Origin of the sequence: Sporosarcina sp. P16b (assembly GCF_002743065.1) — a bacterium.
GTDB lineage: Bacteria > Bacillota > Bacilli > Bacillales_A > Planococcaceae > Sporosarcina.
This window is the reverse complement of sequence record NZ_PDYO01000002.1, coordinates 198,504-222,321: the sequence shown is the minus strand read 5'-3', so window position 1 is coordinate 222,321 and position 23,818 is coordinate 198,504. Positions and strand designations below refer to the sequence as shown.

25 protein-coding genes are annotated in these 23,818 nt (G+C 37.8%); 21 read left to right on the top strand and 4 right to left on the bottom strand.

Going from position 1 to position 23,818, the window contains the following annotated elements:
- The first annotated feature begins 45 nt into the window (after positions 1-45).
- Both CSV77_RS04240 and CSV77_RS04235 read left to right on the top strand, forming a co-directional pair.
- Positions 46-1,164: an MBL fold metallo-hydrolase gene (locus CSV77_RS04240; protein WP_099672426.1), complete on the top strand. Its 1,119-nt coding sequence runs from the start codon at positions 46-48 to the stop codon at positions 1,162-1,164.
- Positions 1,165-1,289: 125 nt separating this feature from the next.
- On the top strand, positions 1,290-1,880 hold the full coding sequence (locus tag CSV77_RS04235) for a class I SAM-dependent methyltransferase (RefSeq protein WP_099672425.1): 591 nt from the start codon (positions 1,290-1,292) through the stop codon (positions 1,878-1,880).
- A 61-nt stretch (positions 1,881-1,941) separates the two neighbouring features.
- On the opposite strand, the gene CSV77_RS04230 is transcribed toward CSV77_RS04235, so the two are convergent.
- Positions 1,942-2,169 (bottom strand): nucleoside triphosphate pyrophosphohydrolase, encoded by a 228-nt coding sequence (locus CSV77_RS04230; RefSeq protein WP_099672424.1) that lies wholly within the window; start codon positions 2,167-2,169, stop codon positions 1,942-1,944.
- A gap of 293 nt (positions 2,170-2,462) precedes the next feature.
- On the opposite strand from CSV77_RS04230, the gene CSV77_RS04225 reads away from it, so the two are divergent.
- From CSV77_RS04225 to CSV77_RS04205, 4 genes are all read left to right on the top strand, one after another.
- Positions 2,463-4,493, top strand: coding sequence for an EAL domain-containing protein (locus tag CSV77_RS04225; RefSeq protein WP_099672423.1), 2,031 nt, complete (start codon positions 2,463-2,465; stop codon positions 4,491-4,493).
- Between the two features lie 146 nt (positions 4,494-4,639).
- Positions 4,640-5,545 (top strand): chemotaxis protein, encoded by a 906-nt coding sequence (locus tag CSV77_RS04220; RefSeq protein WP_099672422.1) that lies wholly within the window; start codon positions 4,640-4,642, stop codon positions 5,543-5,545.
- Between the two features lie 677 nt (positions 5,546-6,222).
- On the top strand, positions 6,223-6,390 hold the full coding sequence (locus CSV77_RS04210) for a Fe3+ hydroxamate ABC transporter substrate-binding protein (protein WP_099672420.1): 168 nt from the start codon (positions 6,223-6,225) through the stop codon (positions 6,388-6,390).
- Positions 6,391-6,630: 240 nt separating this feature from the next.
- Entirely contained in the window at positions 6,631-7,032 is a 402-nt protein-coding gene (locus CSV77_RS04205) for a hypothetical protein (RefSeq protein ID WP_099672419.1), read from the top strand.
- 555 nt (positions 7,033-7,587) lie between these two features.
- Here the strand turns inward: CSV77_RS04205 and xerA are convergent.
- Positions 7,588-8,427: a site-specific tyrosine recombinase/integron integrase gene (gene xerA, locus CSV77_RS04195; protein ID WP_099672417.1), complete on the bottom strand. Its 840-nt coding sequence runs from the start codon at positions 8,425-8,427 to the stop codon at positions 7,588-7,590.
- A 491-nt stretch (positions 8,428-8,918) separates the two neighbouring features.
- On the opposite strand from xerA, the gene CSV77_RS04190 reads away from it, so the two are divergent.
- The 4 genes from CSV77_RS04190 to CSV77_RS04180 all read left to right on the top strand — a co-directional run bounded on the left by CSV77_RS04190 (position 8,919) and on the right by CSV77_RS04180 (position 11,094).
- A complete protein-coding gene (locus tag CSV77_RS04190) occupies positions 8,919-9,116 on the top strand; it encodes a hypothetical protein (RefSeq protein WP_199203702.1) in 198 nt (65 codons plus the stop codon).
- Between the two features lie 149 nt (positions 9,117-9,265).
- Positions 9,266-9,787 carry a hypothetical protein gene (locus CSV77_RS04185; protein WP_158232021.1) on the top strand — a complete coding sequence of 174 codons (522 nt, stop codon included), beginning with the start codon at positions 9,266-9,268 and terminating at the stop codon, positions 9,785-9,787.
- 190 nt (positions 9,788-9,977) lie between these two features.
- A complete protein-coding gene (locus CSV77_RS16860; RefSeq protein ID WP_158232020.1) occupies positions 9,978-10,139 on the top strand; it encodes a hypothetical protein in 162 nt (53 codons plus the stop codon).
- Between the two features lie 268 nt (positions 10,140-10,407).
- Positions 10,408-11,094, top strand: coding sequence for an acetylglutamate kinase (locus tag CSV77_RS04180; protein WP_099672414.1), 687 nt, complete (start codon positions 10,408-10,410; stop codon positions 11,092-11,094).
- A gap of 355 nt (positions 11,095-11,449) precedes the next feature.
- On the opposite strand, the gene CSV77_RS04175 is transcribed toward CSV77_RS04180, so the two are convergent.
- A complete protein-coding gene (locus CSV77_RS04175; RefSeq protein ID WP_099672413.1) occupies positions 11,450-12,391 on the bottom strand; it encodes a DMT family transporter in 942 nt (313 codons plus the stop codon).
- Between the two features lie 121 nt (positions 12,392-12,512).
- Here CSV77_RS04175 and CSV77_RS04170 point away from each other — a divergent pair, with 121 nt between their 5' ends.
- The 4 genes from CSV77_RS04170 (at position 12,513) to CSV77_RS04150 (ending at position 17,421) form a co-directional block, all read left to right on the top strand.
- Positions 12,513-13,397, top strand: coding sequence for a LysR family transcriptional regulator (locus CSV77_RS04170; RefSeq protein WP_099672412.1), 885 nt, complete (start codon positions 12,513-12,515; stop codon positions 13,395-13,397).
- 217 nt (positions 13,398-13,614) lie between these two features.
- On the top strand, positions 13,615-14,505 hold the full coding sequence (locus CSV77_RS04165) for a cation diffusion facilitator family transporter (protein WP_099672411.1): 891 nt from the start codon (positions 13,615-13,617) through the stop codon (positions 14,503-14,505).
- Positions 14,506-14,722: 217 nt separating this feature from the next.
- Complete coding sequence (pdxR, locus tag CSV77_RS04160; RefSeq protein ID WP_099672410.1) at positions 14,723-16,159, top strand: MocR-like pyridoxine biosynthesis transcription factor PdxR; 1,437 nt, start codon at positions 14,723-14,725, stop codon at positions 16,157-16,159.
- Between the two features lie 815 nt (positions 16,160-16,974).
- Positions 16,975-17,421 (top strand): hypothetical protein, encoded by a 447-nt coding sequence (locus CSV77_RS04150; protein WP_099672408.1) that lies wholly within the window; start codon positions 16,975-16,977, stop codon positions 17,419-17,421.
- 299 nt (positions 17,422-17,720) lie between these two features.
- Here the strand turns inward: CSV77_RS04150 and CSV77_RS04145 are convergent, their stop codons facing one another.
- Positions 17,721-17,900: a hypothetical protein gene (locus CSV77_RS04145; protein WP_099636207.1), complete on the bottom strand. Its 180-nt coding sequence runs from the start codon at positions 17,898-17,900 to the stop codon at positions 17,721-17,723.
- Positions 17,901-18,128: 228 nt separating this feature from the next.
- Here CSV77_RS04145 and CSV77_RS04140 point away from each other — a divergent pair, with 228 nt between their 5' ends.
- The 7 genes from CSV77_RS04140 (at position 18,129) to CSV77_RS04085 (ending at position 23,807) form a co-directional block, all read left to right on the top strand.
- Complete coding sequence (locus tag CSV77_RS04140; protein WP_099672407.1) at positions 18,129-18,539, top strand: hypothetical protein; 411 nt, start codon at positions 18,129-18,131, stop codon at positions 18,537-18,539.
- Between the two features lie 62 nt (positions 18,540-18,601).
- Positions 18,602-18,841 (top strand): ATP-dependent Lon protease, encoded by a 240-nt coding sequence (locus CSV77_RS04135; protein WP_099672406.1) that lies wholly within the window; start codon positions 18,602-18,604, stop codon positions 18,839-18,841.
- A gap of 82 nt (positions 18,842-18,923) precedes the next feature.
- A complete protein-coding gene (locus tag CSV77_RS04130) occupies positions 18,924-19,313 on the top strand; it encodes a hypothetical protein (protein WP_099672405.1) in 390 nt (129 codons plus the stop codon).
- Between the two features lie 241 nt (positions 19,314-19,554).
- Positions 19,555-20,442 (top strand): hypothetical protein, encoded by an 888-nt coding sequence (locus CSV77_RS04125; protein WP_144034656.1) that lies wholly within the window; start codon positions 19,555-19,557, stop codon positions 20,440-20,442.
- A gap of 642 nt (positions 20,443-21,084) precedes the next feature.
- Positions 21,085-21,270 (top strand): hypothetical protein, encoded by a 186-nt coding sequence (locus CSV77_RS04115; protein WP_099672402.1) that lies wholly within the window; start codon positions 21,085-21,087, stop codon positions 21,268-21,270.
- A gap of 1,250 nt (positions 21,271-22,520) precedes the next feature.
- Positions 22,521-22,970, top strand: coding sequence for a hypothetical protein (locus CSV77_RS04095; RefSeq protein WP_099672399.1), 450 nt, complete (start codon positions 22,521-22,523; stop codon positions 22,968-22,970).
- 432 nt (positions 22,971-23,402) lie between these two features.
- Complete coding sequence (locus CSV77_RS04085; protein WP_099672397.1) at positions 23,403-23,807, top strand: bleomycin resistance protein; 405 nt, start codon at positions 23,403-23,405, stop codon at positions 23,805-23,807.
- Positions 23,808-23,818 lie beyond the last annotated feature (11 nt).

Genomic DNA, 23,818 nt, shown 5'->3' with positions numbered 1-23,818 from the left:
TACCTCGGACGGTAAATAAGAGTTTATGGAATGGAGGAATTATTTATGGAAATTAAATCAGTATCCCCAAAGAAAGTGGCGAATCAGGTGTTTCAGAAAGAACCGGTTTATGTGCTGGATGTACGCGGCAAAGACGAGGCGGCTGACTGGCAGATTGAAGGAGATCAAGTCAAATACTTCAACATTCCTTTCAGGGAGCTGAGTGATTCCAATTCAACGAGTCTGGAGGATTTGCCGAAAGACCAGAACGTGTATACAGTGTGTGCAAGAGGGAACAATTCCCAAAAAGCGGCTTCCTATTTGCAAGAACAGGGCTTTGACAATGTCTACTCGATTGAAGGCGGCATGGCAGCCTGGAGTGAACAGCTGGAAGCAGTCAAAATTGGTGAATTGCCCGGAGGCGCTCTTTATCAATTCGTGCGACTTGGCAAAGGATGCTTATCCTATATGATCGAATCCGACGGGGAAGCGGCAATTATTGACGCTAGCCGGATGACAGAAACCTACGAAGAGTTTGCGCGGGAAAAAGGTCTGAAGATAACACATGTCATTGATACGCATTTGCATGCGGACCATATTTCAGGCGGTAAAAAACTGGCGAACTCAGTGGATGCTACCTATTATTTGCCGCCGGATGATGCGGAAGAAGTGGTTTTTAAATTTGAACCAGTCGTTGATGGAATGAAATTTCAAGTCGGCAGCGCAGAGATTGAAGCTGTATACTCTCCTGGGCATACAATCGGCAGTACGACATTCGTAGTCGATAATCAGTACTTGCTCACGGGTGACATTCTGTTTGTAGAATCCATCGGCCGCCCGGATCTTGCCGGTAAAGCGGGCGACTGGGCAGAAGATCTGTACGAAACCCTCTACAGCCGCTACAAAAAATTGGCTGATGACCTGCTTGTGCTTCCGGCTCATTACTCGGACGTCAGTGAGCTCAATGAAGACGGCAGTGTGTCAGCGAAACTGTCTGTTCTTTATCAGAACAATGAGGGACTGCAGATAAAAGATGAAGAAAAGTTTATCAAGCGGGTTACGGAAGGTCTGAAAGATCAGCCGAATGCATATGAAGAAATCCGACAGACAAATATGGGCAAGATTAATCCACCGCCTGAAGAAGCGAAGGAAATGGAGACGGGCCCGAACAACTGCGCAGTATAGAGGGTTTTAAATGATTTAGACAGATAAATCATTTGATGCAAAAGGACTTGCTTGCCCAATACCGATTGCAAACCCACCGTTGTTGGGAGTTGCAGAATTCACTCCAAAACTAAGGAGGCAGTACAATGGTGAACTGGAATGAACGCTTTAAAGACAAGAAATACATCTATGGGACCGAACCGAATGTATTTCTAAAGGATATGCAGGGGAATTTATCTGGGGAGGTCTTGACCATCGCGGAAGGGGAAGGAAGAAACGCCGTCTTCCTGGCCAGACAGGGGCTGCACGTCACGGCATGGGACAATGCCGAATCCGGATTGGATAAGGTGAAAAAGTTGGCAGCAAAACAAGGTGTCCAGGTGAACACGCAACTGATCGATCTGGCAGAAGCACAGTGGCAGCAGAATCAATGGGATGGAGTTGTGAATATTTTTGGCCACTTCCCAGGAGAAGTCCGACTGAAAACCCTTCATGGAGTCAAAGAAGCCGTAAAGCCTGGAGGGTATTTTATAGCGGAAGTCTATTCACAAGACCAAATCCCTTATCAAAGCGGAGGCCCCAAAGAGCTGGATTTTCTCTACCGACCGGAAGACTTTCTGGACGCATTCAGTGATTGGCGAATCATTCATTTTTTTGTTGGAGAGGTCACACGCCATGAAGGCGACCTCCATAAAGGACTTTCCCATGTCATCCAGTTCGTTGGACAAAAACCGTAAATCCCAAGTGATAATCTACTCAATAAAAAGACGTCCGATTTTAGAAAAATTGGACGTCTTTTTATTGGTCTGAAGAGTAGAATCTTTCATATATTTTACTGACTTTCTTTTTAAATGACTCTATACCAATATAACTCGCTTCCTCGTACTCCGCCAGTTCTTCATGCATCCTGTTTTTAATTTCAGCTATGTATTGTGAATCATTCAATAGACGAGTCACGCAAGTTTTTCCATCCGCTTCGATAATCTCTGGGATGAGATCGCGAACGAGTTTATTATAGATGGGCATTTGTATCTCTCCTTTAGTTCTGTAATTTGCTTTATTCTACCATAATCCCTCACAAACTGTGATAACCAAAGAGATTTTGCCATCGGGTTAACGGAAAACCCTATACACTTATCACATTACTCGTGAATTAGATTGCTAAGTGTCCAGAATATATAAAAAATTGATTGACTAGTATTGTCGAATAGTAAATAATAAGTAGTAAGCAACTCGTTTTGTACAATGTTAGCTGTGAGTACTTAGAATCATGATAAAGTATGAATTTCCCTATCTAACGGGGTAAGGAGGTGGAACGGATGTTTTCGACACCAGACTACCAAGACTATACACAATTAATCGGTTCCTTTTCATCGAAAATGATACTCGCATCATTTTTGGTGATAGCGTTCTCTTCCTATACCACACTCGTATTATATGATCGTATGCTAAAGCCAAGTTTCTTTAAGCGGGAAGTATGGCTCTTATTGGCTTCACTGGCATTGTCGTTTGGGATTTGGGCGACCCATTTTCTTGCGATGAATTCACTCTTGTTGCCGATTGAAATGCATGTGCATTATGGGTGGGCATTTGTTTGTATATTGCCCATTTTCTTTGCGACATTACTTGCGTTTCGGCTTGTATGTAGCCCGATGAAAGCTTGTTGGCGTCATGCAGTAGGGGCCGCGTTGATTGCGCAAGGTACGACCGCTATGCACTTTATAGGTATGAAAGCGATGAAGGTGGATGCTGTAATCGTCTACGATTGGAACTTACTTATAGCGGGGAACGTGATTGCTGGATTGCTTGCCTATCTGACATTGCGAGAAATCAGCAATCTAGAACGTATTTCGGCATCAAAAGTGCTGGCGACGTTTTTCCTGACTGTCGGGACACTTTCTATGCATTATCTAGGCATACTCGCTACTACGTATTATGTAGAAGAAGGACAAGCAGTAAGTGAGTCTGTTATGCATATGCAGGTGATGAATGTTTTGATCGGTGTTGGCTCTGGGCTTTTGCTTCTCGGCATGTTATTGATCTCCTATATTGACGGCTATGTCGATTATTGGCTGAAGTATTTTGATGTCTTGACAAAACTGCCGAATCGCCGGAATTGGGAACGTTGTTTGACCGATGAAGTCGCACCGGGAGATGTTGCGATTTGGAATTTCCCTGATCTGCCACGTATCAATCAATTATATGGTTACTCAGAAGGAGATAAGATCCTGCAGCAAATCGGTGAGTTGTTTGCGAAGTGGAAACCTTCCTATGCACAGTTATATCGTGTCAGCGGAAATCGTTATCTATTTTGTGTGGAATCTACGGGACGCACCGCAGATTTTTATAAAAACTTAGTCCTTATGCAGCGTGATATGGATCAATTATTATCTATTAAAAACCAAGAGATGCGCTATGCATGTGGATTAGCTAAGGCTGATCAAAACAAATCTGTGAAGACGTTGTATAAAGAGGCATTGATGGTTGTGGAACAAGCGGCAGCTTCACATGAGTGGGGATTGGTGACGTTCGATCCAGTGACGCACGGAATGTCGTATGAGCAAGATGTCTTGCGCGATATTTCCAAAGCGTTGGATGAAAGACAGATCTATCTCGTCTATCAACCGAAAGTAAAAGGGGCTATCCATGAGTTTGTCGGTGTGGAAGCATTGCTTCGTTGGACGCACCCGAAACTTGGCGCGATTACGCCCGCGACGTTCATTCCAATCCTAGAGCAAGAAGGGCGAATGGGAGAAGTGACGGACTGGGTTATTCGCGAAGTGTGCAGACAGATTCATAACTGGGATTCGCAAAGTATTCATGTACCGCAAGTAGCCATTAACATTCCTGGCGAATACGTGACAGAACCACATTTACTCGATCTGTTATGGAAAGAAACCACTGCGTATCGACTGGATCCAAGTCGTATTGAACTGGAGCTAACGGAAACGAGTACGGCGAAGTCCACTAACCAGGCTATTGCTGCAATGAAACGATTCAGGCGCTATGGATTTTCGATCGCGCTTGATGATTTCGGGACTGGCGTGTCGTCGTTGTCCTTTTTACAGCAGATGCCCATTACGACGCTGAAAATCGATAAGTCCTTTACAGACAGAGTACCCGCGCCAGCGAAGAACAGTGCGGTGCTAAATGCCATCATAGCGATCGGATGCTCGATGGATCTGACAATAGTCGTCGAAGGCGTAGAGAAAGAAGAACAAGTGGAATTTCTGCTTGGTTTGAAGTCTGATTTGACTTTCCAAGGATACTATTTCTCGAAACCCTTGACCGTTCCACAACTCGAAAGCTGGCTGGCAGAGTCAAATACGCGAGGTTTCGTACATCCTTAACTCGAACTCATTACTAGATTTATTTACATACCCATAGATTGATAGTCAATTGGTGTGATATACTAGTTCTATCGCACCAATGAATGGTATATTCGATGAATACATATATTAGCAATTGACCATATAGTCTGAGAGGGTGGAAGAGCGTGTCCAATGATTCAGGAATTTTATTGGAAAGTGGCACAAATGAGCTGGAGATTGTCGGATTTGAGATGCAAGGGAACCGTTATGGCATTAACGTGATCAAAGTGAAGGAAATCATCATGCCATTGAAAATCACGCCGATTCCCCATGCACATTTTGCGGTGGAAGGAATTATTCAGTTGCGTGGCGAAGTATTGCCCGTCGTCAGTATGGAGAAAATTTTAGGAATGGCCCCTTCAAGCCGTCCAGAAGATGCAAAGTATATCGTCGCATCATTCAATAAACAAACGGTCGTTTTCCGCGTACATAACGTGACGCAGATCCACCGCATTTCTTGGAATCAAATTGAGAAACCTTCTGGCATTTATGCAGCAGAAAACTCCCAGGTGATTGGCGTCATCAAGCTCGACGGCGATATGTTGCTGTTGCTTGATTTCGAAAAGATCATTGTGGATATTAATCCGGAAGCAGGTATTAACGTGGAGCAAGTGAAGAAGCTTGGGAAGCGTGAACGATCAAATAAACGCATTTTGATTGCGGAAGATTCCCCGTTATTGCGTAAGTTATTGTATGACACGCTCAATGAAGCAGGCTACGCGAATCTCGACTTCTATGAAAACGGCAAAGATGCGTTTGATTATTTAGAAACGCTAGTGGCGGATGGTGTTGATGTGAAGGAGGAAGTCCAGTTGGTCATCACGGATATCGAGATGCCACAAATGGACGGACACCATTTCACAAAACGAATTCGTGAAACGCCTCAACTTGCGGGACTGCCGATTATCATCTTCTCTTCACTCATCACAGATGACTTGAAGCATAAAGGAGATAGTGTTGGAGCTGACGATCAAGTCAGTAAGCCGGAAATCGCAGAATTGGTATTGAAGATCGATAAGTATATATTGTAAAAAAGACTTTCGTGTACTGTGAACGGGTTCAGAACACGGGGAGAAAACAGTAAATAGCCTACCAATTGGGGACGCGATTCGCATATGAATTAGCGTCCTTATTTTTGTACCTATATCCATGCTTAAAGCGGTTATCAGCAAAAAATAACAACGCAATGGGTAAACCAATAAACAGCAACACGTAAATTTATGTCGCTCTGCTAATGGCACGGCTGACAGGAGTTTCGAACAGGGTATTTAAAATAACTGATACCATTGAAGGGAATAAATGATTTTATGAAAAAATAGAGATATAAGAGGTCGGCTTATTCAACAACGGCCCTGATTGTGAAGTTAAGGATGTGACATGTGATGTTCTTCAGAAAAATGAATGATAGACAAGTATTCAACTCTAAAAAAGGGTTGGCTTTTGGTTTCTTTACGTACATGTTCGTTTCGGCAATCGATTATTTTTATTATTTATTTACATCAACTGGCTTGTTTTCTCCAGTTTTTATTTTTTGGAGTGGATTGTTAGCTTTTTTCATGTTTGAGTTGGTTTTAAATTGTAAAGATAGATTAGCTAGAAAAAATGTAGGCAATTGAGCGTTACAATTCTAGAATCGGGCGCAATTCTTGACGAAGGATTTGCGTCCTTTTCACAATAGGATCATTTTCTAGTAAAGGGAGGTAGTCAATTGTTCAAGCGTACGTTATATTGTTCTACTTGCAATCGAGAAGTTAAACCTGGTGAAGAAATCTATGTGAAAATGAAAGTTCCACAATATGTCGGCATGGTAGAAATAAAAGCGTATTTGAAAAATGAGGGCAAAATTCATTGTACAGATTGTTCTAAACATAATTAAATAATGGTAAGTTAATTCAACAATCGGGCCAGAATGTGGAGCAACTCCTTTAAGGAATATTTGATCTCTTTGCAATATTTTAAAGGGGATTGTGAAATTATGTACTTAAAGTAACGAGGCAGGTTAGTTGAAAAGCGTTGTTTAACTTATTCAAAAATGGAGTACAGTTGACAATAAAGCAGACTAAGCGTGAAACGTATAAGGGTGATTGTCGTCTAATCGAATGAGGAGGTGTTGGTTTTGAAGAAAATCACTCTGTTTATTCTTTCATCTTGTCTCTTATTAGGTTTATTTGCTTGTTCTACTCAGAATAAACAAGCAAAGAATAGCGATGACCAAAACACTGTGGGTAATAATGAGCAAGTTAATGAGGAAAAAAATGAGAATGATGTTAGAAGGATTGTTTGGGAACAATTATCTGCAAAACAAAAAGAATGGATTGATGGTACTTGGATGGATGGAAAGGTCTCTAAAGTTACTTTGAATGAATATATGATAACTGAAATCGATGATAAGTCATATGAAGGGAAAGAAGTATATTTAATCGATTTCCCTACTAAAAGTAAAGGCAGCCCAAACAATGTAATTATCTATGCTGATGTGAATACTTTTGAGTACATTGGTAATGGTCTTCTTGATTAAAAAAAATTGCGAAAACAGCCTTAAATTATGAAATCCTTCTTCAATGAATGGGTGCTTTACTTCAAGAGGGAGAGGGAGTACAGCCTTTTATCTTATTGAACTAAAGAAGCAGGTTAGTTGAGGAGGAAGTGAAACAAAATTTAAGATAAACTATTAGAATTATAAGTAATGAAAAAGAGGTAAATTTGATGATCATTTTAAAGTTTTTTATTATTCTACTTGGAATAGGTGCTTTCATAAGCAGCTTTTTTTACAATAAAGAAGAACATAAGAAATTTGGAGAAAATACTTCCTCCGCTGCTTCAGATTCTATAATCATAACCATTACTTGGCTAATATTTTCTTTTTTGTTGAGTATAGCACCTTGGTGGATAGTGAAATTTCTTTTAATGTTGATAGGCGCCTGCTTAATATATTCTGGGATTTTCCTTATATAAGAGTTTTGTTAATCAAAAATAAGCCTTCAAACGTTGCTTGGTAAATACATTCCTAAATGAGCTAACGGGTGCTTTAGTTAAGTAGAGCAACGTCTTTTAAGACATTGCTCCTTTACATTTAAAAGTACTTCTGATAATACTCTTTCCTTAGCCTTCCGCTTAATTGAGCGTATATCCTCGTGGTTTCACTTTTCTCATGCCCCATAAGACTTTGTATGACTTCAATAGGAGCTCCATTATTCAGCAAATGAGTTGCATAGCTGTGTCTAAGTTGGTGTGGATGAATCTCCTTATTGATTTCAGCACGATTGGAGATCCGTTTGATGATGTATCGCATCTGGGCAACACTCATTTTATGTGGTTGCCTTACTGTCACAAAGATGGCAGGGTTATTGTCATTACGGCTTTCAATATAACGTTTAAGCCAAATGTCGCAACGTGTATTAAAATAAACTTCTCTTTCCTTATCACCTTTTCCTCTAACAATCGCAGATTGATTGGACCAATTAATATCGTTCTTTTCTAACGCAACTATTTCTCCAATTCGACAACCGGTAGAAAACATGAATTCAAAAATCGCTTTTTCCATTGGGGAATGACAGGATTCACGAAGGTGTTCAATCTCTCGTTCGTTTAAATATTTGGGTATTCGCTTACCTACCTTGGGCTCTTTAATCTTGGAAGTAGGATTCTTACTCAAGTAGCCTTCTTCATGAGACCAACGAAAAAATGATTTCATAAAGCGGATGCGATGTGCAAGACTGGCTGGTTTTAAATGTTTGCCCGATTCCGCAAGATATTCCTTCAGTTGATTTGTATCCAGCAATTCCATCTCAACATCCTTAAAATAACCAATTAGTAGCAAAGACTGTAAGTGATAGGCCTTCAAGGTTTGTGGTGAAAAACCCTCTATTCGTTTATCAGCTTCAAACGAAGACCATGCTTTTGACAGTAACAATTCCATTCCTCCTAAAAAAGTAATATCAAAGGGATTATTGCCAACTTAATAGAATTATAGACATAAGGAGTGTTTTTACTAACGGGGCAGGTTAGTTGAGGAAGATACTGTATGATATTGATATACTTACTAATTTGGAAGGTTTGAAATGATTAACGGTGGAGATGGAAGCAAAACCAGTTAGAACCAAATAAAAAATAATAGGTACCCAAGCTAAAAGAACAAATTATTTTATAATCAGGGTAATTAAGTTCATGAACAAGAAAATAAAATTAGACCAAGAAAAAAACGAGAAATTAGTTGAAATAATTAAGGTTCTCAATCAGGGTAAAAAGGATTAAATAATTTTGTGTTTTCTTGAGAACGGGAGCTTACTTCAATTGAGGGATAAGCACCCTTTTCTTATTCAACTAAAAGGGCGAATACTTCAATAAGATATTTGGTGAAATTAGCCATTCAATTCAACTTAATGTTTGGAGGGATTTATAGCCGTGGAAGCAATTGTGTTATATCTTGTAGGATTGTTTGTTCTATTCATAGTTATTCAAGTAGCCGTGACTAAAGGGATTAACAATTCAATTATTGGAGAAATGTTTGAGAAACAATATGGAAAAAGAGATAAAGGAAAAGGAATTAGTGAATTGTTGGAGAAGGAATATGGTCAAACGGAAGATGATGATAAGATTTAAGGTGTAAAGTCACGGGTGCTTTAGTGTATCAACATAATACTCTTCTTGTTGAACTAACGGGGCAGGTTAGTTCAATAAGTGATTGTAAAATCCTGATGTTAATCAAGGCTATATCTGTTGAAGTTTATTTTTTGGAGGGACAGCAAATAGTGGAAATCTCATTTATAAATGTAAGCGAGGACTATGAAGAGGAACTAAATTTCGGTATTAAAACAAAGGAAATGCCTATAAGTATTTTCGAAATAAAGTGTGAGGACATTGAGCAGTACCATTACATTTTTAGAGGTGTAGTATCCATTCTCGCTGATTATTCAACTAGGCTAATTACAATTATATCGGAACCTGTTCCATTGAAAATCCCCTTTGATTATAAACAGACTGTTATAAAGGGGAAAAAGATGATTCAAACTGGCTTCATAGATTCCTCAGCAATTGGTTTTCTTGAAGTTTATTTTTCAGAAAGTGAGTATCGAAATTCTGATGATTTTCTTTGCATAGGTGAAGTCCAGTCATGGGAAGTAAAACCTAGACCCGAATTTACCCCATTATCTTTTATAGATTTAAAAGGCTTATTTGCCTTTTCTGAAGACCTAAACATAATTCAGTGTGTAGTATTTGAAGCAGGCTTTCAAACTGAATTTTTAGCGAAATTGAAAGAAATCAAGTCCTAATTCTTATTCAACTAACGGGTGCTTTAGTTCAATAACGATATTCAACAATCGGGCGCTATTCTTAAAAAAGGATTTGCGACCTTTCCACAATAGGACCATTTTGTAGTAAAGGGGGTAGTAAGGCTTATTAAAGCCTTTCTATGGAAATAGAGTAGCCGAGAGATACAGCAAATTAATAAGGGAGCACCTGTTGATTGCTGTGGAACTTGTCAAAGCTGCAAAAGCTGGCAATCAGAAAGATGTGGAAGCTATAACGAGAAGATGGTACGAAAATTGTGAAGAAATTGCCGAATATCTGAGTAGAATAAACCCTTTTATTTCAAGAGATGAATTCCAAGAAATGTTTTTTTAAGCACGTGGATATTACTACACAGGAAGTAGTACTTATACTCCGAATCAATGTTTAATCAAGTATTGCTGCGTTTAACAAAATTGAGGCGCAAACTTTACAAATGGCGGACACAATAACTGATGCGATTGTGAAGCGATCCCGAAAAAGTTTCAAATTAAAAATTGCTGATTTACGAAAGTGAATCATTCAACTAGTAAAGACAAACACCTAATTGAATTATATTACATATAGTAATTTAATAAGAACTAAAGTTTTGGAGGGATGCAAGATGTGGCAAAATAAACAGGGGTATTACGGTGGTTACCCTTATTATCAACGTAATTGTTTAAACCCTTATTGTCAATGTGGAGCGAATTATAAATTTGACTATAACCCTCAATGTCATGAGGGATGGGGTGACAAACCTATTTATAATCAACAGAAAGACAGTTTAAATAATTCTATGCGTTTAGTTTGGTTACAACACGTATACTGGACGAGAATGACAATAAATAGCATTGCTTTTAATTCACCTGATATAGATGCTGTTACCGCACGTCTACTCCAAAACTCTACAGATAATGGAAGTTTATTGAGACCTTACTATGGAAATAAAATAGCCGACATGTACAGCAAATTAATAAGGGAGCACCTGGTAATTGCCGCGGAACTTGTCAAAGCTGCAAAAGCCGGTGATCAGAGAGCTGTAGCAGCTATAGATCGAAGATGGCACGAAAATGGAGAAGAAATTGCTGAATTTCTAAGTGAAATAAATCCTTTTATTTCAAAAGATAAATTTCAAGCAATGTTTTTCGAGCATCTGGCTCTTACTAAACAGGAAGCAGTACTTATACTCCAAAACAATATTCAATCAAGTATTGATGTGTTTAACAAAATTGAGGCAGAAGCTTTACAAATGGCGGACACACTAACTAATGCGATTGTGAAACAATTTCCCCAATTTTTTTCAGGATAAAAGTTGTTGATTGCACAATCAGGTAATAAATGGAACTAATTATAATTTCAGTGCCTTATTAATTTAGTTTAACAATGGCAAGAATTTATGCACATATGAAATATTAACGCTTGTAAGTTACTATCAGTTAATAAAAGCTCATTAGTTATTCAACAAACGAGCGCTATTCTGTAATAAAGAATAGCGCTTATTTTTCTTTTAAAGGGACATTTGATGATGAAGGAAACCTAAGCAAAGTTGCGTATTTACGTGAATGCTAACATCTCCCAATACACTAAGGAGGCTAGCCGGACCCTTGCAATGAATAATTACATGCCTTTGCATACCCTTTACCATGTTGATCGTGAATAGTTGGCTAGAATTCAGAACCATCAACAGTTTGGTTGAATCTTTTTCTGAAAGGCCGTTTAACAGTAAACTTAGCGGTTAAGATACCAATTAAAATAAGAATTGCCCCTACATATCCTGTAGCTTGTAGTGTTTCCTGTACGAAAATAAAAGCAAATAATGCTGCAAAAACGGGTTCTAATGAAAAGATAAGACCTGTATGCGTTGGTGTAGTATACTTTTGTGCGCATGCTTGGCCAATAAATCCAATGGCACTGCAAAGTATGCTTAAAGCCAGTATAGAAACCCATGACTTGGTTGTGTCAGGAAGATGTGGCTTTTCGAGAAATAATGAAAATAGAAGCCCCCATGCCCCAGTAAAGCCGAGTTGTAAAATCCCGAGTGCGATCGAATCAACGTTTTTCGTCAACTTGTCTGTCACAATGATGAGAATGGCATAAAATAGTGCACCTAAAATGATGAGGAAGTCTCCGGAATTGACCGTCAATTCATTAGTTAACGTCAATAGAGCAATCCCAGTAATGGAGATACCCACACCAAAAATCACTTTGTTTTCAGGTTTTTTTCTAAATAGGATGGCTAGTAACAATGGAACAAATACAACGGATAGACTAAATAAAAATCCTGCATTTGAAATAGATGTGAATTTTAATCCGATCGTAACAACAGTAAATAATACGAACAAGATGGACCCTAGTAGAAATCCATAAAACACTGTTTTGAGATCTATACGTATTAACCGCTTGTAGAATACAGCGCCGGCTAATATAAAGGCTATGCCAAAACGTAGTGCTATCAGGTTAAACTCTTGAATAGAATCAAGACCTATTTTTGTAAACAAATAGGATGAACCCCAAAGCATCGTCACAATCAGCATCATGAAATTTGCCTTTAATTGAGTATCCGATCCTATCCCATGTACTACCCCAGACGACGTATTCCGATTCATTTTGATCACCTATCCCATCACGAATTGATTGTTTATAAGTATAGCTGTAAACTGAAGATTAGAAAAATGAATGTTTGTGAAGAATGACATGAATGATTTTCATGCAAGAGGAGGGGTTAAAGTGTCTTTAGTGAAGTTTGAGATATTCAGTACCGTAGTGGAATTAGGGAGCCTAACAAAGGCGGGTGAAACAATCGGTTTAAGCCAATCGGCTGTGAGTCATGCTATAGCCAGCCTTGAATCAGAATGGGGATTTACCTTACTCAATCGAGACCGTTCAGGTATTCAATTGACCAGTAACGGAGAGCGCATATTAACATACATACGTGAAATACTAAAATGGAACGAAGAGTTGGGTCAAGAAATAGCCAGTATCAATGGGTTGGAAATTGGTACAGTACGTATTGGAACGATTTCTAGCGTGTCTGTACACTGGTTACCTGAAATCTTAAAAAAATTTACTGACGATTACCCTTCGATCGAAATCAAATTGATGGAAGGGGACTATGACGATGTCGAGCATTGGATCGCAACTGGCTTAGTTGATTTTGGGTTTGTGTCCCTACCGACTTCGCAACATTTTGAAGTAATTCCCTTAAGAAAAGATCGATTGCTCTGTATCCTTTCAAACGAGCACCCTCTTGCCGATCAAAATGAAATTAGTTTTGAAATGATTAAAGGGGAGCCTCTCATCAAGTCGAAAAAAGGGAGTGATAACGATTTAATAAGAATTTTAAAAGAACACCATGTTGCAGCTAATATAAAATTTGAACTGACAGATGACCAGGCAATTATTGCAATGGTCGGAAATGGTATGGGAATCAGTATACTTCCTGAAATGGTTTTACATCGGATTCCAACTAATGTTCGAGCCCTTAAACTAGAGGGAGAAAATTATCGAACAATTGGTATTGCGGTTTCATCTTTTAAAACCCTTGCTCCATCTACGAAAAAGTTCATTGAATATCTGAAATCATGGCTAAGTGAGCCTCCAAAGTTCGAGTAGCATTAGCTATATCTTCAAAAATGGGGCGCGCTTATGTAAGATACTGGGGATGCCGGATTGTGGGAAGATGAAAAGAAATGTATCAATAAAATATACTTCTTCAAAAAAAATGAACCTTTGGCTAGACGTAATCATAGGTTCATGTTGTCTGAAGGCGAGTTTTCATCCTGTCTAACATCGTCTCTGATAAATCTCTATGATAAGGAGTTGAATTTTTTTGGAAGAGCAAAGGTATCATAATTTGAAATTAGGTGAAAGAGGAGCCTATCTTAGTATAGTCGCTTATATATGTCTATCCGTTTTAAAATTATTTATAGGGTATCTGAGCGACTCTGAAGCCCTTAAGGCAGATGGTTTAAATAATACAACGGATATTATAGCATCGATTGCTGTCTTGATCGGACTAAAATTATCGAGGAAACCCGCAGATAAAAATCATAAATATGGCCATTGGAAAAGTGAAACAATCGCATCGCTGGTTGCCTCTTTCATTATGATGGCAGTGGGTATACAAGTTTTAATTAGCACAGCCACTTCCTTTTTCCAGGGAGGAAAGGAATCGCCAGATATCATGGCAGGATATGTCGGTATCTTCTCCTTTATAGTCATGTACTTTGTTTATCGATACAATAAAAAATTAGCATTAAAAATAAACAGCCAAGCTGTCATGGCTGCTGCCAAAGACAACATTTCAGACGCCTGGGTCAGTATCGGAACTGCTATAGGCATATTCGGATCACAGTTACATATGCCATGGCTTGATACTTTGACTGCATTAGCAGTAGGATTCCTTATTTGTAAAACAGCATGGGATATTTTCAGAGAGGCTTCTCATGATTTAAGTGATGGTTTTGATGAAAATCAAATTGAAATTTATAAAAAAACCATTCAAACCATAAAAGATGTTCAAAAAATTAAAGAAATTAAAGGTAGGTATTACGGTAATAATGCAGTAGTTGATATTGTAATCCTGGTTCAACCAACCTTAAGTCTCAAACAAGCACATGACATTTCCACCTTAGTTGAAAAAAAACTAAAAGAAAAAAATGATGTATATGATGTTCACGTTCATGTAGAACCAAATACCACGTGTAACGAAGGGGAATAAGAACGGAGTAACGGACCATAGTGGGGGAGAATTAGATTGAACTTCGAAAGTTACCTACAAATGAATATACAGATGTAGTTGAAATGGCCAAGAACATCTTTACCACTTCTATAGAGATACAGCTGGTAAGGGATGATATACTAACATGTACTATTTCACTACGAGCGTACGACGAAATTTAGTATATTGAAAACATATAAATAAAGGGTGGAGTTTCATGCATTTTATGCTAGACCGTTCAATAAAAAAACCGATGTATAGGCAACTTGCGGAACAAATAGAGAATGGGATACTATCTGGGGATTTATCTCAGGACCAGCCATTGCCATCTGAACGTGAGTTAGCAAAAAAGTTAGGGATCAATCGGAGCACAGTTGTGACGGCTTATGATGAGTTAGAGGCGAGTGGATTAATTGTCAGAAAAAAAGGAAGCGGCACGTATATCAATACAGATATATGGGGACTAACTCATAAAAGAGTTCCGAATTGGGGTAGATATGTGGAGGATGGATCATTTCTTCCGAATCTTCCTCTTGTACAGAAACTTCGTAATGAAACGGAGCAAGAAGGAATGATTAACCTATCAAGCGGGGAACTTGCAGCAGATTTACAACCTAACGCCCAATTCGCTAGGATTCTTAAGGATTATGCGTTTGAGGGGAATTTAGGGTACGATCATCCTTTAGGCGATGTGGAATTACGGGAGACCATTTGTCAACATGTAAAAACCTATAAAAATATGGAAGTTGAGCCAAACTCCATACTGATTACATCGGGCGCTCAGCAAGCCATCCACCTAATCGTTCAGTGCCTGTTAAAACCAGGTGATACAGTTGCTATTGAAGATCCATCCTACGCATTCTCTTTACCGATCTTTCAATCGTTTGGTATTAAAACGCTATTACTCCCAGTTGATCAATATGGCTTAAATCCTGATGATATTGTAGCTTTACAGAGAAAACATCGAATTCGTATGCTTTTTTTAAATCCTGATTATCAAAATCCTACTGGCACAAAAATGTCGCTAGAACGTCGAAAGAGAATAGTGGAATTATCCTCAACGTACGGTATTCCCATAATTGAGGATGATCCGTATAATTTGACGTCATTCGATGGAGACATTGGACCCACGTTAAAGTCAATGGATGATAATGAAAATGTTCTATACATTAGTTCCTTATCAAAAGTGGTTGCATCAGGATTACGCATTGGTTGGATTATTGGACCAGAAAAAGTGATTACGCGTTTATCAGACGGCAAACAGCAAATAGACTTCGGTCATAGTGTTTTTCCACAATGGATAGCAAATCAATTTCTAGATTCCCCTCAATTTGATAAACATGTTTCAAATTTAAGGATCCAACTGAAGGAGCGTAGAGATGCGTTAATTTTAGCATTGGACAGTTTAACTAAAAATGAAGTTACATATGTAGTGCCACAAGGCGGAATTCATTTATGGTGTAAAATACACCACGAAATGGATGAATATAAGTTACTTGAAGAATCTATGAAAAATGGCGTTTCATTTGTACCTGGGAGACTAATGGGTTCAAAGAATGGATACGTACGATTTACTTATGGTAAAGGTAACGGAGCTTCCATACAAGAAGGCATTTCAAGGTTCGCCTACGCGCTAAGAAGTTATAGGGGATAATGTTTGAAGAATGTCAATGAATTTTTGGCTGCCACATTTGCTCCCTAGAATTGTGTCGTTGTCGTACTGTAACATCAACCACATAATTCAGGGAACGATGATGAATAATACACCCCGCGGTCAAGGAGCCTATAGGGAAGAATCTACAGAATGTATTAGTGAAATACGAACTTTTTCAGTGGGCGTAGACGGTTCCTGAGACTCGAAAACATATGCCTTTTCACGGGACCTGAACCGTCCACCGATGTTAATAAAATATAAATATAGATACAAGAGTCAATATAACAATAACTGGGAGTGATAAAACATAAATCCACAGCAAATTGGAAAAACTTTTTTTACTATTGTAATCTTTATTCATAGAATTAGCAGTGGATATGGTCAAAATTAGCCCGACCGCTAAAATAATGACCACGAGAATCATTGATGCAATAAGGAACACCTTTACGCCTTCCTCCTTTTTAGAAATACATTTCTTCATTCTATACAGTATAATTCTATAATACAAAGCATTTTTGAGGACCATCCACTTAGGGGTTATTTAAACCAACCACTTTTAATGTAGCGAGTATCTTGTCGTTGAGTGCCAGTCAATCACATGACTATAAATGTAAAAGAGATTAAATAAAAAAGGACATCTGCAATCGCGCGCGATTCTTTAATAAGATTTAGCTTCCGCATATTCAGTAGTAGTATAAATTTTTAGGAAAACATTTGTCTAAGCGTTCTAATGATTTATTTTGCACTTTCTGATATATACATACAATCCCTTGTCTACCTTTATCAATATAGTAAATGTAGGGGGGTGAAATAGTATGTGCAAAAAGAAAAAAACAGGTTGCCGTTGTAAGTGTAAAAAGAAATGTCCACAACAATTAACCCGGTGTGAAGGAAGTCAATGTCAAGAATTCAGAGATTTTTTTGCTTCAGAGGGTTATGATCTGTCCACTAATATAGTTTATAATTATACTCAAGTAAACAGATGTTTTCGTCAAGCAGTTAAATATTGTCAGAGTTTAGGGGCTGGCTTCCGTATCGCTACTCTAAGCGAACTGGAACTACTTGCTCCTCGGTTCACATATATCGATGATGCAGGCAATTTAAAAAAATGTCCTACATTAGTTTGGAGCAGAGATGAAAATGGGCAGCCCATTATTGTCCGCATTGCGCCATGTAACGGCGGCCAAATCAAGATTGTAAGAAAATCAAATCTAAAAAAATGTAAGGTTCAAGTTATTTGTGTCGCTCCTGCGGGAGGGTAACTTTGTATTATAAATACTAGGGACAATGCAACAATCAGGTGCGATTGTTGAATAAAAAATGCTCAGGCTTCTATGCCTAAGCATTTTTTCTTGCTTTTTCTACTATCAATTCGGTTACAAATCATACGCTAAATGGATTGTTAATAGGGTTACGTTTTCGTGTTTTCTCCCTACCTACCGAACCCCGTAGTGTACTACGGAATTCTTTTATGTGTTCCCGCAAAATAACGCGCCACTTCCCATGAAATAGGAAAGCAGCGCGTTGGTTTTACTATGGAATTATGCAGTAAGCAACAAGATTATTTATTGTCGTCAGATACATTCTCTTTGTGTTCTTCTGGAGTATCTTCAGTAGATGTTTTTTTTCTAATATCGTAATACTTTTCCGCACCGATTCCGCCTTCGCCAATCATTTTGGAAATTTCCTTCGATCGCATTTCATTCTTTCTGATAATCTCTTGTCTGTCATCTTTAGTCATTTGCAATTCCTCCTTATACTAAACAATAGTGTTCTTTTTAAGAAAGAGAATGTCACTCTATTCCATTTTATCATATACGTATGAACAATTGCGAATTATTGCATATATCGCTAATTTTTATTGTAGAATAGTACCTAACCGGTATGTAATATTTGGAAGTGGTGGTATATTCATTGGAAGTGTTTATGCAATGCTTATGGAATTAACTTGAAAGGGGACGTATATAAAATGAGGAAATTATTCGTGTTGCTGATAGTTGTGGGTGTGTTGGTAGGGTGTGGCGAGAAGCAATTATCCTATTCTGAAGTGACCATCGATCAAGTGAATGCAGATGTGAAAAGTTTCATTGACGATATAGAAACTTCTGAAGAGCCTGAGGGAAATGGCATCTATATGTTCAATGAAACAGAAGTAAAACGATATTTGTATTTAAATAGAGATTTCCTGGAAAGTGGCAAAGGATTTGGCGATGTGGAGATTAAAACGGATGAGGACTCTATCCAGATATACTTGCAGGAGAATGATGAACCGACAGAAGACGAGTATAAGTTATACAACATTACATTGGATCGGACGTATGAATATATGCAAATCTTTAAAAATGATGAAGAAACACATTTTCAGTTGATTGGATTATGAAACAGAAGAAATCATAGTGGCGGCAAATCTGTCGCCACATGTTACGTACGAGGAGAGATGGTATGAAGTTGGTAGGGTGTATTTTGATGGCGGGGGTTTTAGGAATTTTGGCGTTTACGGGACCTATAGGTTGGTATATGTTAGCTGCCATCACCGTCGGAGTGATTTTCAGGTCGTTTTGGTTGTTGAAGGAAATACATCAACATACCGTCCCAGTCGATGCGTACGATGGCGTGAAGGATGCATACGAGAGATATATTCTTGAACGAGAGGAACGGGAAAAGTCAAAGCAAGATGGTTAGGACTAGAGCTTCAGTTGGGAGGAAGTGAATGACACAGCGTGGTGTATGTGTATCGACAGTTTGTGGGAATGGGTGAGCGCGTGTGAAATGGATTGGCATGATCGTGGCGATACTTGTAGTTATGGTAGCTGCGTGGATCGTTGTGAATAAATCCTATTACCCTTCTCTACCGATAGAAAACCTATCGGCAAGAGAAGTCATCGGACAATTGAAAGATTCTGATCAAAAGATTATGGAAATCACTGCAGACGAAGACTCCGCATGGTATATCACAAGAAGCCGGAACAAAGGTATTTCAGTAGCAGATGAAACGATTAAAGAAATGATTGGCTCCAGAGGGTGGGCTTTTCAAGTAAAAGAGGGTTCAGGCCTTTTCTTTGAAAAAGAAGGTGAAACCTTGCTCGTTACGACGCAAATGTGGACGAAAAAGTATGTTCTGGTTCATGTGTCAAATCAGTTTAAGAAAATGTGAAGTAGATGTTGTTGTGAAGTGGTTGTGCTTTTGATATGAATTTGATGAGCTTGAAAATGATGTGGTTGTTGTACAACTTATACTAGAAACCCACTAATTTAAATATTCATACCGATAGTAAATCTGTGATCTATGGATTGTAGGCGGAAGGTTTAATTTTAGGAGCATGCTTCAGTATTAAAAAACCGAAGAAAAATAAAGGATTTTAGAAAGTGTGTACTTCAACGAACGGGAGCAGTTGTTGAATAAGAATTATGCCTCAATAGGGCCATTTAGTGGAATAAAAAGGGGAGGTAGTGTTTTTAACATGAAGCGGAAAATAATGATTTCTATAAGTTTGTTTTTTGTTTTTTTACTTACGGGATGTATAGGTGAAGATTATGATTTTAACCCTCCTAACGCCTTCATTGAGAGTCAGCTAGATTTTGTTAAAGGAGAATTGGAGACTGCGAATATAAATTGGGATTCCGACAAGAAGTATACGAAAAAAACAGATGACATTGATTCCCTTGCAAAAGAACAAGAGCCATTACATTATTATTCTGGACAAAAGATGGATATAAGATTTGATAACGGGGATATAAGGATTAATAATATAAATATTTATGTAAAACAAGATGGCGAAAAAACGGAACTTCCAGTTGATAATCAAGTTTTTGAGATGCCGAAAGAAGAAGGCAATTATCTTATTGTTGTGAAGCTTGAAGCTGATAGTGGAAACACGGAATATGTAGGAAATCTTGATATTCGGGAAAGAGATGATAACCCTTATCCTCCTAGGGTTTCACTTGATAACAATTCAGATGAGGCAGATAAAGAAGAGTTAGAATCATATAAAGCAGAATGGCGAGAATACACAGTAGAAACAGATGATATGTCTTTTTTAAAAAACGGACTAGAGCCATTAAACCATGATTCTGGCGAGCAAATGGAGATATCATTTGATCATCATAACTTTGAAATTGAGGATCTGCGTGTTTATGCGCACCATAACGACGAAAAAATGAATTTACCAGTTAAAGATAAATTCTTTAATTTGCCGGAAGAAGAAGGAGAATACATTATTGTCGTGAAGCTTCTTACGGATAAAGGTAGCGCCGAATATGCAGGGAATATTATTATCAAATAATACTTCCACAATCGGGCGCGATTGTTGCACAAGTGATCGCGACTAAATCGCAATCGGGCCAACTTGCAGCATACTGACGTAAATATTAGGGGGGGCGTGTGGAAAAAGGTATTAATAGTTTTCGCAATGGCAATGGGGGTATTTATGGTTTCCTTGACAATTAATAGTTTGGGCGACACGGGTAATAGAATAATGAATTTTGGAGGAGGTTTGTTGATGTTCTCGGCATCCATGACAGCCTTTCAAATGAATAGAAAAAGATAGCCGTATTCCATTTTCGGGCGCAATTCTTGAAGAAGGATTTGCGTCCTTTCCACAATAGGGCCATTTTTTTAGAAAAGGGGAGAGTAGTTTGGATAATAAAAAACATCCTAAAAACCTTATTATCGTACGATTGGTAGCGACAACATTCATACTTCTGTCTTTAATATTGCCGTACTTCGGGTTAATGGAGCATAGTACAACTCCAATTGTGATTCTCATAATAATTTTTGTTTTTTACGTTATGGAAAATAAATATGGTGAAAAGACCGCGAGTGAATAGGTTTATACAAGAATAGGGCTCAATTCTTGTATAAGAGACCTGCATCCTATTAAGTAATAGAGCCATTTTGCGAAAAAATTATGCTTGGAGGGGAAGTAATGAAAACAGCATTTCTAATTCTTGGTATGAGTATGACAATAATCTTTGGTGGAGGATTTCTTATTCGTTTAATAAGAGATTCTGACTTTTACATCGCTGAATTCATAGTAGGGATTATAGGCATAATTATGTTAATTTCTGTGTTATTTTTTAAAGGCAAATCGAAATCACCTGACAATAAATAGGGGTGTTTGCTACACGAGTAATCGCCCTAATATCGCAACCGGGCCACTTTCTGAATATAGGGTAATGAAGAAGAGGAGGGGATAATCATGCCACGTTGCACTAACTGTAATTACAAGTGGAATGCCAAAGACATAATCGCTCTTGGATTTTCAAAGAAGGGAAAAGACTGTCTCCATTGTGGTGACAGACAATACATCTCTGCTGAATCGCAGAGGTTATTAACTTTTGGATGGTTAAGTCTACTATTTGTTCCGTTTATTATTTCTAAAATTAAATTAAGTGGAAAAGATGAGCCCCTTTGGTAATTCCATAAATAGACGCGATAACTAAATAAGTATTTTCCACAATCGGGCCAGATTGTCGAGTGAATTGGAAAGATAATCTAGGTGATTAGGGGTGTTATTTTGAAAAAAATGATTTTAACTATACTGCTTTTAATAAACTTATTGTATATAGCTAATTACCTTATTAATTTTGAAAGTTTCACATTAAATATTTTGTGGCTAATCTTTTTTATCGCCAGTATAGGTGTATCCCTTATTTTCCTCTTTAATTCAAAGGAAAGGTCAGATTACAGACCTTTAATCTTAGCGGTTATGGTTTTAGTAATTAGTATTGGTTCGCTAGGGTCATATGGTTTTCTATATTTTATAACACATCTTATGGGATAACTTTTTTCTCGCAATAGGGTGCGATAACTAAATAAAGACTTTCCATAATCAGGCCACTTTGCAGAGAAATGGGGGTGTTTTGATGAAAATGAAATCTCTCTTTTACTGGCGAATATTCATACTTGCCGTTATGCTCTTTCTTTTTTTAACGAAAGTAATAAGTCTAGACACCTATTTAACAATGATGGGTGGAATACTAGTCTTTGTCGTCATCCCTGAGACTATAAAGGCACTAAAGGATAAAGACAGAAAAGAAAATTCATAAACCGGGGCGATCCTTGTATAAGAGATTTGCACCTATTTAGTAACAGGGCCATTTTATTAAACGGGAAAGGCTGAAGTAAATGAGTGACGGAATTAAAATTAACGCTAAGTTTTTGAGCGTGCTGTTTCTACTTGTTGGTTCAACTTTACTTGTACAGGTAAGCCTTAGAAGTTTTACTGACTTGCCGAGAATGGTTCCAGCGGTATTACCTGCGATAACTTGGATTATTCTCATCGTGTGGTTTTACTTCTACAAACGAATAAGGGATTAGAAGGAGGCGAATATCATCAAACATTTAATAGGTGCTTTACTAATGACTAGCCTTTTACTCTTATCTGCTTGCACTGAAGAGAATAATACAAATTACTATTCATCACCAGAAGCTGCTTTGGAAGATCTGATTCAAAGCGAAGGAATTAAAGGAAGTATTGACTCGATAACTACAACAGACGAAATAGAAATATTAGTGATTGAACAAAATAAAAACAGTTATTTTGTAGCTGAATTGCTAGAAGATAAAAAAGGCTACACAGCCAGTAGAATATCAGCAAATGCCACTATGGAATCGGGAGGAAGTTGGGAGTTAAAAACAGATTCCAAACATAGATACACAATCTATTTTGAAAAGAAGCAAGAAGATCAGAACTTTTATCCTTTATCAAATGGGGATTATTATATTTCGCTTGTAGAAGGTCATCAGCTAACAAAGGAAGACTCCATTACCAAGAATTCAATAAAAGATATTAGAACGGTAAAAGAGTAATAAAGTAATAAAGTAATAAAGTCATAGTTAAAGGTTACCCAACAATATCAATATTTATTTATCAGGTGTAGTTGTTGAATACGCATTGTGATGGAATCGAGCCATTTAGTGAGTTTAGAAGGAGGAGAGAAAAATAAATTTAGATTCTATCAATAGCACAATTAACTTAGGAGATATCGCATTTACACTGTTTTCACTTAGTTTTATAGTGATAATTATAGTCTTAATTGTTTTATTGATACGTTCTAATAATAAGCGAAAAAAGCAACTCGATAGAATTGAGAAGAAAATAGATAACCTTAATCAGTAATCAAAACCTTGATGCGATGGTTAGTTAGCCTTTGTTTATGAAGAGCGATAACTGAATAAGGATTTTTCATAATCGGGCCATTCAACGGAGTAATTTTATCAGAAGTATGAGGAGAAGAAATAATGAGATTCAATGCTTTAATTCCAGAGTTATCTGTAACAGACATCGAGAAATCTAAATGGTTTTATATAGAATTGCTCGGCTTCAAATTAGAATATGAACGTGTGGGTGATAAATTTTTATTTGTTTCGTTAGAAGAGGAAACGCAAATAATGTTAGAGGAAATCAATGGTCATTGGGACACTGGGGAGTTGAAACACCCATTTGGCAGGGGAATCAATTTTCAAATAGAAATTCAAGACATACAGCCTGTTATTGATCGTTTAAGAAAACATAACATTCCACTTTTCAGAGAATCCACTGTTAGCAAATATAAAAGTAATGATACTACATTTATGCAAAAAGAATTTCTTGTTCAAGACCCTGATGGATATTTACTTAGGTTCTCGCAAGAAATGGAAGATTAACATAATTATCT

Coding starts and splice junctions, on each gene's coding strand:
- CSV77_RS04230 (WP_099672424.1), bottom strand. CDS start 2,169: ATGCCCATCTATAATAAACTCGTTCGCGATCTCATCCCAGAGATTATC.
- CSV77_RS04235 (WP_099672425.1), top strand. CDS start 1,290: ATGGTGAACTGGAATGAACGCTTTAAAGACAAGAAATACATCTATGGG.
- CSV77_RS04175 (WP_099672413.1), bottom strand. CDS start 12,391: ATGAATCGGAATACGTCGTCTGGGGTAGTACATGGGATAGGATCGGAT.
- CSV77_RS04085 (WP_099672397.1), top strand. CDS start 23,403: ATGAGATTCAATGCTTTAATTCCAGAGTTATCTGTAACAGACATCGAG.
- CSV77_RS04150 (WP_099672408.1), top strand. CDS start 16,975: ATGTGCAAAAAGAAAAAAACAGGTTGCCGTTGTAAGTGTAAAAAGAAA.
- CSV77_RS04135 (WP_099672406.1), top strand. CDS start 18,602: ATGAAGTTGGTAGGGTGTATTTTGATGGCGGGGGTTTTAGGAATTTTG.
- CSV77_RS04115 (WP_099672402.1), top strand. CDS start 21,085: ATGAAAACAGCATTTCTAATTCTTGGTATGAGTATGACAATAATCTTT.
- pdxR (WP_099672410.1), top strand. CDS start 14,723: ATGCATTTTATGCTAGACCGTTCAATAAAAAAACCGATGTATAGGCAA.
- CSV77_RS04180 (WP_099672414.1), top strand. CDS start 10,408: ATGTGGCAAAATAAACAGGGGTATTACGGTGGTTACCCTTATTATCAA.
- CSV77_RS04140 (WP_099672407.1), top strand. CDS start 18,129: ATGAGGAAATTATTCGTGTTGCTGATAGTTGTGGGTGTGTTGGTAGGG.
- CSV77_RS04240 (WP_099672426.1), top strand. CDS start 46: ATGGAAATTAAATCAGTATCCCCAAAGAAAGTGGCGAATCAGGTGTTT.
- CSV77_RS04145 (WP_099636207.1), bottom strand. CDS start 17,900: ATGACTAAAGATGACAGACAAGAGATTATCAGAAAGAATGAAATGCGA.
- CSV77_RS04095 (WP_099672399.1), top strand. CDS start 22,521: ATGACTAGCCTTTTACTCTTATCTGCTTGCACTGAAGAGAATAATACA.
- CSV77_RS04225 (WP_099672423.1), top strand. CDS start 2,463: ATGTTTTCGACACCAGACTACCAAGACTATACACAATTAATCGGTTCC.